Annotated in this window: 13 protein-coding genes; 9 read left to right on the forward strand and 4 right to left on the reverse strand. The window is 47.5% G+C overall.

The annotated features are described in order from the left end of the window. Window positions 1-82 precede the first annotated feature (82 nt). From McpCs1_RS04300 to McpCs1_RS04310, 3 genes are all read left to right on the forward strand, one after another. A complete protein-coding gene (locus McpCs1_RS04300) occupies window positions 83-1,579 on the forward strand; it encodes a class I SAM-dependent DNA methyltransferase (RefSeq protein ID WP_338096027.1) in 1,497 nt (498 codons plus the stop codon). Further along, window positions 1,580-2,938: an RNA-binding domain-containing protein gene (locus McpCs1_RS04305; protein ID WP_338096028.1), complete on the forward strand. Its 1,359-nt coding sequence runs from the start codon at window positions 1,580-1,582 to the stop codon at window positions 2,936-2,938. A gap of 107 nt (window positions 2,939-3,045) precedes the next feature. Next, the gene (locus McpCs1_RS04310) at window positions 3,046-4,248 is read left to right on the forward strand and encodes a restriction endonuclease subunit S (protein ID WP_338096029.1); all 1,203 of its coding nucleotides are present in this window, start codon (window positions 3,046-3,048) and stop codon (window positions 4,246-4,248) included. A gap of 178 nt (window positions 4,249-4,426) precedes the next feature. Here the strand turns inward: McpCs1_RS04310 and McpCs1_RS04315 are convergent, their stop codons facing one another. Next, the gene (locus McpCs1_RS04315) at window positions 4,427-4,678 is read right to left on the reverse strand and encodes a hypothetical protein (RefSeq protein ID WP_338096030.1); all 252 of its coding nucleotides are present in this window, start codon (window positions 4,676-4,678) and stop codon (window positions 4,427-4,429) included. Between McpCs1_RS04315 and McpCs1_RS04320 the strand changes: the two genes are divergently transcribed. Further along, window positions 4,677-5,219, forward strand: coding sequence for a hypothetical protein (locus McpCs1_RS04320; protein ID WP_338096031.1), 543 nt, complete (start codon window positions 4,677-4,679; stop codon window positions 5,217-5,219). The genes McpCs1_RS04315 and McpCs1_RS04320 overlap by 2 nt on opposite strands. 84 nt (window positions 5,220-5,303) lie before the next feature. Here the strand turns inward: McpCs1_RS04320 and McpCs1_RS09330 are convergent, their stop codons facing one another. Continuing rightward, a complete protein-coding gene (locus tag McpCs1_RS09330) occupies window positions 5,304-5,513 on the reverse strand; it encodes an HNH endonuclease (protein WP_420847065.1) in 210 nt (69 codons plus the stop codon). Window positions 5,514-5,701: 188 nt separating this feature from the next. After that, window positions 5,702-6,352, reverse strand: coding sequence for an ATPase (locus tag McpCs1_RS04325; RefSeq protein WP_338096032.1), 651 nt, complete (start codon window positions 6,350-6,352; stop codon window positions 5,702-5,704). A gap of 484 nt (window positions 6,353-6,836) precedes the next feature. Between McpCs1_RS04325 and McpCs1_RS04330 the strand changes: the two genes are divergently transcribed. The 5 genes from McpCs1_RS04330 (at window position 6,837) to McpCs1_RS04350 (ending at window position 13,954) form a co-directional block, all read left to right on the forward strand. After that, window positions 6,837-10,010 carry a DEAD/DEAH box helicase family protein gene (locus McpCs1_RS04330; RefSeq protein ID WP_338096033.1) on the forward strand — a complete coding sequence of 1,058 codons (3,174 nt, stop codon included), beginning with the start codon at window positions 6,837-6,839 and terminating at the stop codon, window positions 10,008-10,010. 43 nt (window positions 10,011-10,053) lie between these two features. After that, window positions 10,054-10,821 (forward strand): nickel pincer cofactor biosynthesis protein LarB, encoded by a 768-nt coding sequence (gene larB, locus McpCs1_RS04335; protein WP_338096034.1) that lies wholly within the window; start codon window positions 10,054-10,056, stop codon window positions 10,819-10,821. Then, entirely contained in the window at window positions 10,818-11,324 is a 507-nt protein-coding gene (locus McpCs1_RS04340) for a nicotinamide-nucleotide adenylyltransferase (RefSeq protein WP_338096035.1), read from the forward strand. Before larB ends, McpCs1_RS04340 begins: the two co-directional genes overlap by 4 nt. Before the next feature lie 63 nt (window positions 11,325-11,387). After that, entirely contained in the window at window positions 11,388-12,806 is a 1,419-nt protein-coding gene (locus McpCs1_RS04345; RefSeq protein ID WP_338096036.1) for a DHA2 family efflux MFS transporter permease subunit, read from the forward strand. Next, the gene (locus tag McpCs1_RS04350; RefSeq protein ID WP_338096037.1) at window positions 12,803-13,954 is read left to right on the forward strand and encodes a DUF362 domain-containing protein; all 1,152 of its coding nucleotides are present in this window, start codon (window positions 12,803-12,805) and stop codon (window positions 13,952-13,954) included. The genes McpCs1_RS04345 and McpCs1_RS04350 overlap by 4 nt, the downstream gene beginning before the upstream one ends. Before the next feature lie 2 nt (window positions 13,955-13,956). Here the strand turns inward: McpCs1_RS04350 and McpCs1_RS04355 are convergent, their stop codons facing one another. Further along, window positions 13,957-14,979 (reverse strand): PDDEXK nuclease domain-containing protein, encoded by a 1,023-nt coding sequence (locus McpCs1_RS04355; protein WP_338096038.1) that lies wholly within the window; start codon window positions 14,977-14,979, stop codon window positions 13,957-13,959. Between the last annotated feature and the right edge of the window lie 31 nt (window positions 14,980-15,010).

Raw genomic sequence — 15,010 nt, forward strand, 5'->3', positions numbered from 1 at the left:
TTTGTTGTGGGGGGATAAATAGAGGGGGGAGTTGTGAGAAAGGCTGGTCTGTTTATATGGGAGAATTGCCTATATTGTGGTAATGATCACCGGGGTTTTGCGGAATAAGATTGATGGGTTGTGGGAAGTTTTCTGGACAGGAGGTCTGACAAATCCTCTGGATGTGATTGAGCAGATTACGTATCTGATGTTTGTTCACGATCTGGATGATATGGATAATGAGAGATCGAAGGAGAGTGTGATGCTGGGGTTGCCGTACTCGAGTATTTTTGATCGAAAGGTGAGAATTTCAGAGGAGCTTTGTGATGCGAAGATTTTGAAGTGGTCGGTGTTTCGGGATTTTCCGGCAGCAAGAATGTATGAGGTGATGCAGTCCGGCGTTTTTCCGTTTATCAAATCTCTTGATTCGAATCGTGATAGTGCGTACTCGCAGTATATGGGAGATGCGATTTTTAAGGTGCCGACTCCGGCGAAGTTAACGCAGATTGTGGATGCTCTGGATGGGATTTATGGTTTGATGAAGCAGGGGGAGATGGATGATACGAAGGGGGATGTGTATGAGTATCTGCTTTCAAAGATTTCAACGTCGGGGACGAACGGACAGTTTCGTACGCCGAGGCATGTTATCCGGATGATGGTGGAGCTGATGGCACCAAAGCCGGGGGAGGTTATCTGCGATCCGGCATGCGGGACAGCGGGATTTTTGGTTTCTGCTGGAGAGTATTTGCGTGAACGGTATCTTGAGGAGATCTTTTATGATAAGGATCAACTGAACCATTATCATTCTGGGATGTTTTTTGGGTATGATATGGATCGGACGATGCTGCGGATCGGGGCGATGAATATGATGACGCATGGTGTTCGAAGTCCGCATATTGAGTACCGAGATAGTTTGTCGGATCAGAATACGGATGCGGGAAAGTTTTCTTTGATTCTGACGAATCCTCCATTTAAGGGTAGTCTGGATTTTGATATTGTGTCGAGTGATCTTTTGCGGGTTGCGAAGACGAAGAAGACGGAGCTGTTGTTTCTGGTTTTGTTTTTGCGGATGCTGAAGGTTGGCGGACGGTGTGCGGCGATTGTGCCGGATGGTGTTTTGTTCGGGTCGTCTTCGGCACATAAGGCGGTGCGGAAGGAGTTAGTGGAGAACAACCGGCTGGAGGCGATAATTTCGATGCCGTCAGGAGTGTTCAAGCCATATGCAGGGGTTTCAACTGCGATTGTGATCTTTACGAAGACCGGACACGGGGGGACGGATAAGGTGTGGATGTATGATATGGAGGCTGATGGTTTTTCTCTGGATGATAAGAGATCTCCGGTAAGAGAGAATGATATTTCTGATATTGTGTCAAGGTTCCATGATTTGCCTGGAGAAGAGGGACGTGCGAGAACGGAGAAGAGTTTTTTTGTGCCAAAGGAGGAGATTGTTGGCAACGGCTATGATCTGTCGGTGAATAAGTACCGGGAGGTTGTGTATGAGGCTGAGGAGTTTCCGCCAACGAGTGAGATTTTGGCAGAGATTCGGAGGATTGAGGGGGAGATTATGAAGGGGATTGATGAGCTGGAGAGGATGATCTGAATGGTTTTGCTCGAGTCGGATGTGTTGGAGTTAAAGAGGGAGCTTACGGAGTCATTTGAGCGTGGGGTAGTGGCGTTTCTGAATTCCAAAACTGGAGGAAAGATTTTGATTGGAGTGGAGGATTCAGGTGTTGTGGTTGGTGTTTCGGATCCTGATGATGTTTTGTTGAGGGTTAAGGATCGGTTGAAAAATAATATTTCTCCTGCGTGTCTGGAGTTTTGCGATATTTCTCTGTTTGAGGAGGAGGGATGTGTTGTGGTGGAGGTTTCTGTTGCGAGTGGTTGGGAGAAGCCGTATTATGTGAAGAGGTATGGGATGTCTCCACGCGGATGTTTTGTGAGGCGGGGGAGTTCTGCTGAATCGTTGCCGGAGGTTTCGATTGAGCTGATGTTTTCGCGGAGGGTGCGAAATAGTCTGGCGATGGTTCCTTCTCCACGTCAGGATTTGACGTTTCGGCAGTTGAAGATTTATTATGAGGAGAAGGGTCATGTGCTGAATGCACAGTTTTTGCGAAGTCTGGGATTGATGACGCCGGAGGGTGAGTACAATTATGCGGCGTTTTTGCTTGCGGATGAGAATGATGTTTCGATTAAGATGGGGAAGTATGCGGATGCATCCAGGGTTGTTTTGACAGGGAATGAGGAGTATGGGTATTGTTGTCTGGTGAAGGCGTTTGATCGTCTGAGTGATCGGCTGCTTGTGGAGAATACGACGTTTGCAATGATTACTCCGAAGAGGCGGGTTGAGCGGAAGCTGCTTGAACCGGCAGCTCTTCGTGAGGCGGTGTTGAATGCGCTTTTGCATAATGATTATGTGAATTCGTCGCCACCGAAGGTTGAGTTTTTTTCGGATCATGTGGAGATTACGTCGATGGGGGGTCTGCCGTTCGGGGTTACTGAGGAGGATTTCTTTTCGGGTTTGTCTTCTCCACGGAATAAGGAGTTGATGCGGGTGTTTCGTGATCTGAATATTGTGGAACATCTGGGTTCAGGGGTGCCAAGAATTTTAGAGGCGTATGGAAAGGAGGTGTTTGTAATTTCAGAGAATTTTGTGCGTGTGGTACTGCCGTTTGCGAGGGAGGCGGAGGCGGGTTCTGTGGATGATGCCAGAATAAATGTCGGAACAAATGTCGGAATAAATGTCGGAATAAATGTCGGAATAAATGAGAGGCAGGTGCTTGAGGAAATTTTGAAGAATCCGTTGGCTACAGCAAAAAATATTTCGCAAAATGCAGGGATTACGGACAGACAGGTCGAACGTATTCTTTCACAGCTGAAGGAGAAGGGAGTTATCAGGAGAGTGGGGTCGAAGAAGACCGGGCATTGGGAGGTCGTTTTGGAAGGTGATTTGCATGAGTAGGTGTTTGGGGACATGTCGATGTCACCGTAAATGTCACCATTGCCAGGATATGATTTGCCGCATCAGAGAGGTGGAATACGATGAGTGAAATGGAGGGAGGTGATAGCATGAAAGGAGTTGAGAAAGTGGAGAGGATGAATCTGACGGGAGGGAAAAAGGAAAAATGGCCAATGGTGCGACTGGGGGATGTGTGCCAGATTGTTTCTGGTTCAACACCCAAAACCCATGTTTCTGAATATTGGAACGGTACAGTAAAATGGGTAACTCCTGCTGAGATTAAGATAGATAGCAATTACATTCATGACACAGATCGACACTTAACAGAGGCTGGAAAGTTAAGTGCCAGTTTACAACTCATCCCGAAAGGAACAGTTTTACTGACCTCACGAGCCCCAATTGGGAAAGTTGCTATTGCAGGAGATGACATGTATTGCAATCAGGGTTTTAAAAATCTGATATGTTCTCCAAAAATTTACAATCGTTATCTCTTCTATTTTTTAAAGAAGAATACACATTATTTGAATTCTCTTGGGAATGGAGCGACTTTCAAAGAAATTTCTAAAAAAGTTGTTGAGAATATACTTATCCCCCTCCCTCCGCTTCCTGAGCAGCAGCGTATCGCGGCGGCCTTAGATCATGTAAATTCGCTGATAGCTCTGCGGAAGGCGCAGATCACACAGCTGGATATGCTGGTGAAGGCGAGGTTTGGGGAGATGTTTGGAGATCCGGTGAGAAATTTCATGCAATGGGATACTCTGACCCTAAATGAATTATGTGATGGTATCGGAGATGGTTTGCATGGAACACCAACGTACAATGAAAATGGAAACTATCCATTTATTAACGGAAATAACCTAATGGATGGTAAAATTGTGATAACTGAATCTACGAAATTTGTAGAAAAAAATGAGTACAATAGATTATATATTCCAATATATCAAAATGCGATATTGATTTCAATTAATGGCACACTTGGTAGAGTAGCCTATTATAATAATGAAGAAGTTGTTCTCGGCAAAAGTGTGTGTTACTGTAATTTGAAAAATACTGTCATCAAAGTGTTTATTTATGAAATTATGATGAGTGATGCGTTTAAGGAATTTCTTGAATCAGCATCTACAAAAAGTACAATTAAGAACGTCGGATTGAAAGCGATGCGAGAATATAGAGTTATATTGCCTCCAATAAACCTTCAGGAACAGTTTGCCGGATTTGTCTCACAAATAGACAAATCAAAATTTGAAATCCATAACGGGCTTACTCAGTTGAAAATTTTGAAAAAATCTCTCATGCAGGAATATTTTGGGTGATTTAAGTGAGTGAAGAATCTAACGAAAAAATTATTTGCCCAATCTGCGGCAATTATGCTGATTGTAATAACAGAGGGTTTACAGACTATATCACCTGCCCCTCATGCGGCCCCTACGCTCTCCCTTCCTTAGATCAAAAATATTTGGAAGCTATCCAAAATAAACACCTCCTTGTTGGTTATCTCTTTGAAACAAAAGAAGATCGAAGAAAATCAATAAAACTTGGTGGCGATGGCCTTCTTCTAACTCCTGAAACCATCAATAAAATACTCGCATCTTCATTAATTCCGAAAACCTCCATGCAAAAGTTGGACAAAATTATCCTGACCATGTACCGATCAGGGAAAGATTTTGAATCGGTTATGCTCAGTACTGATGTTTTTCCACCAGCAGTAGGATATGCAAAGAGTGAAATAGAGATTAGACTCATGATCGACGCCTTATGTGAACTTGGATATCTAAAAAGAGATCAGTTCTCGCCGGAGGCATCTGCATATATTATAACTATCAAAGGCCTCCAATACGCAGAATCCCTCCTCGCCACCAACACAAACTCCACTAAAGTGTTTGTCGCCATGCAGTTCTCCCCCGACGACCATCTCGTCATTCGTGACGCTGCCATCAAACCTGCCTGTGAAGCATGCGGCTTTACCGCGTTTACCGTCAACGAAGAGGAACACAATGACGACATCACTGACAAAATCATCAGCGGAATCAAAACATCCCGGTTCATCATCGCCGACTTCACGTACAACAATCTCGGCGTCTACTACGAAGCAGGTTATGCCAAAGGACTGGGCAGGACTGTTATCAAAACATGCCGGAAAGACTGGTTCGAAGAGACGGATGCAACCGGGGAGCGGAAAAACCAGCTTCACTTCGACATTGCGCATGACAATCTGATTCTCTGGAAGGATGCGAACGATCTACGTGAACTTTTGGAACATAGGATACGGGCGACGATACTCTAAAAACTATAAAAATCGAGGCAGGGGGATCTGCCCCAATTGCCTGATTGAGTACAATACAGGTGTTTATCTATCGATATCTCAACATTAGAATGTCTTGGAATGACATTCCCAACATAGAATCCGGCAATTTCGCAGGCTGTCTGTACCACCCTTGCGAGCAGGATTGCTGTGATGGGCTTCCCAGCATCCACGTCCAGAACGTCCGCGGTTACCTCGTGTGAGAAGCTTTCCGCATTTCTCACACCGACCGTTTGTTCGTGTCCACGCACGACTCACAACATCATTTGGAAACATAAATTATCACCTCCATATTTTAGGTAATGAAATGGCATATTCGATTCTTTCAATGGAAAGAGGGGATATTTTCCACTTCAATCACTACATAGAACATGATTCCTTAATTAGTTAACGCAGGACACCGAAATTGGGAGTGGCACACGCAATATTCCAAAAATGATGTCTGGTATTTTCAAACTGCAAAACTATTCCCTTTGACAATAAATTCCTTTCATCTCAAGCGGCCCAATCACCCGATCAAGAACCCAACGATACACCTCTTCATCCATCAACTCCCGATTCATCATCGAACAATCCGGGCTTCCAATATCGTCCAACCCCTTCTGAAATACCAGAAGCGGTTCACAGTCGTCATATGAATTGTCATATACCAGCGCCTCATCAGCAACAAGAATCATTGCTGGCAGAAAACCAACCGAACGCTCGTATCTCTTTCTGATCTTTTCCTCCGGTACATCATGACCACCATCCAGAACCCGTCTTCTCACTCTCGCAACATTAATGTCTGGATTTTTCGTCATCACATATGTCAATCGAATACGGTATCCGGCAGTCTTCACATGCTCCATAAATGCCAATCTGCTATGATGGGAAAACACTGTTTCCCAGGCAAAACAGACATCAGATGAAAGCATCTCAGAAAATTGCCTTTCTGTCTCCTCCCAGGCCTTGATGGAACGCTCCACACCATCAGGCATCTCCAAAATATGAGGATCGGATCTGGCACAGTAATCTGCGTTAATATACACACATTCTGGATACGCATCAAGCGTCTGGGTAATCGCAGTTGATTTTCCCGACCCGTTCGGACCGGCAAAAAGAAAAAGAATTTTCATCGGCTCTGCTTGCAGAACTCGTACGTCCTACGGGACGCCTTCAGCAAAACTGCATCCGTGTTCTTGAACGAGGGAATAAAACCTATTTCACTCCACTTCATCGAAGCATGGATCATCTGGCTCTCGGGGGACATACGAGAAATGGCTTCCTTTTCGGACACAGCACCTTTTCTCGCATGCCGTACCTCATACCTTACTATCTCCTTTCGCGAACAGACTTTGTGAAGGGAAGACCCTGATAATGTAGTACTATCCATAAGACATCATCCCTGATAATGATCTATATCTCGTCTCGTATCCATATAAATATCACTCTCTTGATAAATCAGTGGAAACTCGGTGGATTCAAATTACTAAATCCGAATTACTAATTGTCACAAATTAGTAATTCTTAGTAATTCTCCAACTCACAAAAAAATACCCGACCCATTCACCCAAAGCCTTTAACCTCTCTCACAACAAATACCAAAAACATCCAAAACACATGCCGCCAGCATCTGATAATCAACCCCCGAAATACCAAGACATCCTTCAGACAGCTCAGGCCGCCGAAAAACTCTGTTCAATAGACACAGCTGCCGCAATCATCACCTGCCGCAGAGCACTCGAACTCTCTCTTAAGTGGCTGTATGCCCACGATAAAACACTCATCCCTCCCTATCAGGACAATCTCGCCGCTTATCTCAACAGTCCCGAACTCCGAAGCCTTCTCGGACCTGACCTCCACAAACGCATAAACTACATCCGAATTCTGGGAAACGCCGCAGCTCACAGCACCACCAGTCCGGAACCTGAACAAACAGACCTCGCCTGCCAAAACCTCAATGTTTTCCTCGATCATCTCGCTGCCAGCTACATCTCAGACGAAATCCCTGCCGGACAAAAAATATCATCTCCAAAACCCCTCAACCTCTCAGAATACAAAACCCGAAAACTCTACATCGACACCCTCCTCATGGATGCAGGATGGACACGCGGCCGCGACTGGCTCGAAGAGTACGAACTCGCCGGAATGCCCAACAAAGCAGGCCTCGGCTATGCCGACTATGTCCTCTTTGGAGACGACGGCAAACCCCTCGCAGTAATTGAAGCCAAAAAAACCTGCAAAGACCCAGCGATCGGACGTCAGCAGGCAAAACTCTACGCCGACCTCCTTGAACAAAAATTCGGCATCAGACCAATCATCTTCCTCACCAACGGCTTTGACACCAAAATCTGGGACGACGTTCACTACCCGGAACGTCCGGTCTCCGGCATCTACGCCAAGTTCGACCTCCAGAAAGAACACAACAAACATACCCAGAAAACCTCTCTTGAACACATCATCATCAACGAAAACATTGCCGGACGATACTATCAAAAAGAAGCAATCACTGCAGTTACCGAAACATTCGGCAAACAAAACCGCAGACATGCCCTCCTCGTCATGGCGACCGGTAGCGGAAAAACGAGAACAGTCATCGCCTTAGTTGCCCTCCTTCTCCGTTCCGGTTGGATCAAAAACATCCTCTTCTTAGCAGACAGAACCAGCCTTGTCACACAGGCAAAACGATCCTTCGCCAACCTCCTCCCCGACCTTGCCGCAGCCAACCTCTGCGAAGAAAAAAATGTTGCAACCGCCAGAGCAGTATTCTCCACCTATCAGACCATGATGAACGCCATCGACGATGTTCGGGATGAAGATGGAGGAAAACTCTTCACCTGCGGCCACTTCGATCTCATCATCATCGACGAAGCCCATCGCAGCATCTACAACAAATACAAAGACATCTTCACCTACTTCGATGCTCATCTAATCGGTCTTACCGCAACCCCAAAAGACGAGATCGACAAAAATACCTACGAAACCTTCCGCCTCGAATCCGGCATCCCCACCTATGGCTATGATCTCGCTCAGGCAGTTGCCGACGGTTACCTCGTTGACTTTGTCTCCATCGAAACAAAACTCAAATTTCTTACCGACGGAATCATCTACGATGAACTCACCGAAGAAGAAAAAGAAGAGTACGAAAAACTCTTCCTCGATGAAAACGGAGAAATTCCTCAGGCAATCGACAGTTCCGCACTCAACGAATGGATCTTTAATGCCGACACCATCAAAGAAGTACTTGCAACACTCTTTACCCACGGCATAAAAATCGGCTATGGAAGTAAAATTGGAAAAACAATTCTTTTCGCGAAAAATCATGCCCATGCCGAAAAGATCTACGAGATCTTTGGCAGAGAATACCCAAATTATCCGCCAGGTTACGTCCGTGTCATTGACAACTACACCAACTATGCCCAAAGCCTCATCGACGAATTTTCAAATTCCGAAAAATACCCGCAAATCGCAATCTCCGTTGACATGCTGGATACCGGCATTGACATCCCTGAGGTCGTTAACCTTGTCTTCTTCAAAAAAGTTCTCAGCAAAGCAAAGTTCTGGCAGATGATCGGACGCGGCACACGACTCTGCCCTGGCCTTATCGATGGTTCCGACAAAGACAAATTTTACATCTTTGACTTTTGCGGCAACTTCGAATTTTTCCGCGTCAATGATCACGGTCGCGAAACCGACACGATCATGACAGTGCAGGAATGTATCTTCAGTCTTCAGACTGAGATGGCCTACAAACTTCAGGAGTACGAGTACCAGACAGAATCTCTCCGCAGCTTCCGGCGTGATCTCATCTCTGATCTTCTGACAAAGGTCAAAGAACTTAACCGGGATAACTTCGCCGTCCGTCAGCATCTGCGATACATTGATCGATATCGGGAAGAAACGGCTTGGCAGGTTTTGACCTACGAAGACACGCTCAAAATTTCTGAGGAGATTGCACCCCTCATCCTTCCCAGTAACGATGAAGCATCAGCCGTACGATTCGACGCTCTTTTGTATGGTCTTGAACTCGCATGGCTGGTAAGCAAACCCTATCCAAAAGCCAGAAAAGATCTTCTGAAAAAAGTCAGAGCAATTGCCGACATCTCAACTATTCCTGAGATTCTTGCACAAAAAGAATTGATTGGAAAAATTCTCCATACAGACTATGTCAAAAATGCCGGCATCAGTGAACTTGAACACATCCGGAACAAACTCCGCGACCTCATGAAGTACCTTCCGGCAGGATCCAAAACAATCTATGACACAAACTTCAGTGATAAAATCCTGGAGACAGAATGGCATGTATCTGATCTGACCGAGGATTACCTGAGAACCTATAAAGAAAAGGCGATAGCATATCTGCGTGAACATCAGAATGTTCCGGTCATTTCGAAACTAAGAACAAACGTTCCATTAGATAGCAATGACATTACTGTTCTTGAAAATATTCTCTGGAAAGAAGTGGGAAGTCATGAACAGTACAAAGCAGAATATGGAAGTAAGCCCCTCGGAGTGTTTGTGCGGGAGATCGTCGGCCTTGACATGAACGCAGCGAAAGAAGCATTTTCCATCTACTTGCAGGATGCCCGTCTCAATCAGCAGCAGATATATTTCCTCAACCGGATTGTCGAGTACATCGTCAAAAACGGCATGATGACAGATATGTCAGTCCTTCAGGGAACACCGTTTACTGACAAAGGAACTGTCGTAGATCTTTTCTCAGGGGACCAGGGTCTCTGGAATGGCATTCGGCAAACCATTGAAAAGATCAATGCAAATGCCCAGACCGTATAGCCCATCACCCTAATATCTCCTGCCGCCCTACTATAGTACAACCATGCCGGAACATCATACCCTCCCTGAAATACTCATACAGGTACGGAACGGCACCCTCTCCCCAGCAACCGCCGAACAGCTCATCGCAGGTCTTCCGGTGGACGAAGTCGCAAACCTCGACCTGGCCAGAACCGATCGCTGCGGCATCCCTGAAGTCGTCCTCGCCGAAGGAAAGGACACAGATTCCCTCATCAAAATCATGCATAGTTACGTCCGTGCTGCAGGACGCGTTATCGCAAGCCGCATCACCCCCGAACAAACCGCAGCAGTACTTGCCGCCTTGCCTTCAGGCATCACCGCAGACTATCGCGAAATCTGCCGCATCCTCATTCTCTCGGACGGCACTGTCCCGAAATCCGTAGGCGGCACCGTTGCCATAGTAACCGCCGGAACCTCAGACATCCGCGTCGCCGAAGAAGCCAGAACCATCGCCGAAGAAATGGGGACCGCTGTACTCACAGCCTACGACGTAGGCGTTGCAGGAATTCACCGGCTCTTCCCTGCACTCGAACGGCTCAAAGAAGCCGACATCTACATCGTCTGCGCCGGACGCGAAGGAACTCTTCCTTCAGTCGTTGCAGGCCTTGTCAACAAACCGGTCATCGGCGTACCGGTCAGCACCGGCTACGGCTACATGGGCCACGGCGAAGCAGCTCTCGCCTCCATGCTCCAGTCCTGCGCCGCAATAACCGTCGTCAACATCGACGCAGGATTTACCGCAGGCGCGGTAGCTGCCAGAACCGCAGCACTCATCGGAGGAAAAAAATGAAACGAGGCCTCTACGTTGGAAGATTTCAGCCCTATCACAACGGCCACAATGCCGTCATCGACAGCATTGCAAACGAAGTCGACGAACTCATCATCGGAATCGGCAGTGCAGAGATCAGTCATGACCTCCGTCACCCCTTCACCGCAGGCGAACGCGTCCTCATGATCAGCCGTGCCCTCAAAAATATCGACATCCCCATCTACATCATTCCTCTGGAGGACGTCAAGCGAAATGCCCTCTGGGTTTCTCATGTCAAATCCATGACGCCGCCCTTTGACACCGTCTACACCTCAAACCCGCTCGTCATCCAGCTCTTCCGTGAAGCAGGAATAACCGTCACCTCACCTCCCATGTATCAGAGAGAAATGCTTTCCGGAACATCAATTCGTGCCCGCATGATCGCAGGTGAAAACTGGGATGAATGCGTCCCACCGGAAGTCGCAGACGTCATCCGGGAAATTCACGGCATTGACCGTATCCGCCAGATCGCCAAAACCGACTGACAACTCGTAGGAAAAACTATATCGCGACGCGTATCGCAGTAATAAAAAAATCGGTGAATAGTTGTGAATGTCATTGAAAATCCCCTCTATCAAAAACTCCTTCTCGCAGCCGTTGCCATAGGTGTTATTATGGACGGACTTGACGGATCCATCGTCAACGTCGTCCTGCCGGTGATAGCGGCGGATTTTGGAACCGACACCGGAACAATCTCCTGGGTCATCATCACCTACCTCCTCATGATGGCGGGATTCCTTCTCGTGTTCGGAAAATTTGCCGACCGCGGCCATATCCGCAAAGTCTTCGTCGGCGGATTTGTTATCTTCACCATAGGCTCTGCGGTCTGCGGTCTTTCAACTGATCTCTCATGGCTGCTTGGGGCACGCATGTTTCAGGGCGTAGGCGCTGCAATGATTGCAGCTGCCGCCCCAATGCTCTGCGTCAAATGCCTGCCGGCACGAATGCTCGGATTTGCTCTTGGAGTTTTAACCATGGCAAGTTCAATCGGGTTTGCAGCAGGTCCGGCACTTGGAGGAATCCTCACGCATTACCTCTCCTGGCACTGGATCTTTTTGATCAACATCCCAATCGGTATCGCCGCAATTCCTTTCGCTCTTCGCGTCATCCCCAAAGATGTGCCGGCAGAAAAGAAACCATTCGATCTGATCGGTGCCGTACTGCTGTTTGCCATGATGGTCTTCGGCATCTATGCACTCGAAAGAGTTCCGCATCTGGGACTCTCCAATCCACAGATAACTCTCTGTGCCGCATTCTGTCTGATCTTTGCCGTACTGTTTGTGGTTCGGGAACTGAGATGCAGATCGCCTCTGATCAACATCAGAGTGTTTACCGCCTGGAAATTTTCGGCGGTCGTTGTGGCATTCATGCTCATCAATGTTATCTACATGGGAGTCATCTACCTCCTGCCGTTCTATCTGCATACAGGAATGCATTTTGACACGGCGGCAAGCGGCATGTATCTCTTAATTCCTCCGGCACTTACGGCAGTTCTTGGAATTCCAATCGGCAGATGGTCGGACAGAACCGGACGGCGGAGTTTTGCGGTCGCCGCATGTGTTGTGCTGGTGATGTTCAATTTAATCTATGTGATGATTCTGCCGGAGATGGGAGTTGTTCCGCTGCTCTGTGCTCTGATACTGATGGGAGTTCTGTGGGGTCTTGCCGGCGGACCTGCCGCAAGCCGGATTGTGGAGAATGCTCCGGAAGGAGAGAGGGGAACCGGCTCGTCACTGATGGCGGTCTGCATTTACCTCGGCAGTGTGATTGGAACCGCATTGTATGCAACAATCTTTACCTTCGCAACGTCGCCGTCCGGAACGGTGGTGGCGTTTACGAATCTGGATCCGACAACATTTATGAACGGATTTCATTTCACGATTCTCGTGGGTCTTGGTCTTGCGGTGCTGGCAATAATTTTGTCGGCGATTGTTCGTGATCAGAAGAAGGGAGAGATAGAGTCATGACCGCAGTTGGTGCAGCGCGATGTGATTCCTATGAGAGGGACGTTGTTGCAGCAGCCGTTGCAAAGGCGGTGGCCGCGGCCTGCGGTCTGCCGATAGTTGCAGGAAAAAAAGTTCTCATAAAACCAAATCTTTTGTCTGATGCAGGACCCGACTCTTCGGCAACGACGCATCCTGAGATTGTGTATGCGGTCTGCAAGATGGTCCTTGATGCAGGAGGAATACCCATCATCGCCGACAGTCCTGGGGCAGGTATTGTCTACACGCCGAGAACTCTGCGAAGAGTTTACGAACGATCCGGCATCACGGCCGCAGCAGCAGACCTCGGGATTGAGCCATCGCTGGACACTGAGTTCTCCGAGATTTCCTTTCCGGAAGGAAAGGTGATGAAACGATTTTCGATCATTCGTGCTGCAACTGAAGCGGATGTGATAATCTCGGTCTGTAAGCTGAAGACCCATATGTTCACCGGATTTTCCGGGGCGGTAAAAAATACGTTCGGTGTTGTTCCCGGGCATGATAAAGCGGTGTTTCACTCAAGGTTTCCGAAGTCTGATGGTTTTTCTGAGATGCTGGTGGACTTGAACGAACTCATCAGACCGGATTTTGTGGTGATGGACGCGGTTGTCGGGATGGAAGGAAACGGTCCTATGGGAGGCGAGCCAAAACATTGCGGGTACGTGTTTGCCTCATCTTCGATCTATGCTCTTGATGTTTCGGCGCAGCGGTTGATTGGTATGGAGCCGGAACGGATTGGAACAACGGCGGCTGCACAAAGACGCGGTCTTTTGGATCTGAATTCTGTGGAAGAGGTGGGAGATGAAGTCGTGCCAATCACTGACTTCGCCCTGCCGCCCACCTATTTTGTGCCGCAGAAGAATACCTGGTTTCGCAGGATGATTTTGTCACGCCTGTTTCAGATGGGCAAAGTCTACGCACCTGCTCCGCATATTGTGAAAGAGAAATGCATCGGCTGCAGACAGTGTGTAAGAATCTGTCCGAAGAAAGCAGTCGAACTGCGGGAAGGTAAGGCGGTAATAAACTTGCGAAACTGTATTCGCTGCTACTGCTGTCATGAGATGTGCCAGGAAAAAGCAATTGATCTGAAGAGAAGTCTCTTGGGCGAAGCCCTACACAAATTCGTGCGGTGAGTTCACCGCCTCTCGTATCTGACCTCTTCTTCCCGCACGACCCATTCCGAAAGCAGCTTCGCAAACTCCTCCTCCTTCGGGAGACACAACATATATTTTGATGCAAACACCTGCGATTCTCCTTCGGGCAGCGTGTACTTTACGACAGCATCAGATTTGTCTGCACACAAAACGATTCCAATCGGGGAAGTATCTCCCTCATTCATCAGCTCACGCGTGTAGTAGTTCACATACATCTGCATCTGGCCGAGGTCCTGATGCGTCAGATCGCCAAGTTTCAGATCCACCAAGACAAAACATTTCAGAATATAGTTGTAAAACACCAGATCGATGTAAAAATGCCGGTCATCAAAAGTGATTCGTTTCTGTCTGGCAACAAATGAAAATCCCCGGCCGAGTTCCAGCAAAAAATCCTGCAGTGAGTCGATCAGTGCCTGTTCGAGATCTTTTTCATACCATTCTGATCTTCCTTTCAGATCGAGAAACTCCAACACGTACGGATCCTTGATGATTTTCTCGTACTCTGGTTTTGGTTCCGTACGGAAAATTTCCTCTGCGACTCCTTCGGCATCTCTGCTTGCAAGCAATCTCTCATAATAGAGTGTTGAGATCTGACGCTCCAGCTGACGCGTACTCCATCCAGCCTCAGCACATTCATGCAGATAGAACAAACGTGCTTTCTCGCTTGGAACACGCATCAGCAGGCGATAGTGCGTCCAACTCAATTCGGAACGCAGTGCGTTCCGAATTTGAAACAGTATATAAAACTGCCGCATGAGTCGAAGATTTCTCTCGGAAAATGAATCTCCAAACTCCTCTGTCAGCCGTTTCGCAAGATATGCAATCAGCGATGCTCCGTATTCGGCCCGGTCGCCCACAGCCAGAAATATTTTTTCGCCAATCTCATGATACGCGAGAACCATCGAAACATTTACCGCTGAGTAGACTCTTCGCTGTGCTGAAATCACTGAGCCGCGAACGTCGCGGTAGACAGCATCAGAATCGGGAAAAATATTTTCCGGCACGATCATCTCCATTCAAATTGCGGGTGATAAA

It is taken from the genome of Methanorbis rubei, assembly GCF_032714495.1.
Lineage (GTDB): Archaea > Halobacteriota > Methanomicrobia > Methanomicrobiales > Methanocorpusculaceae > Methanocorpusculum > Methanocorpusculum rubei.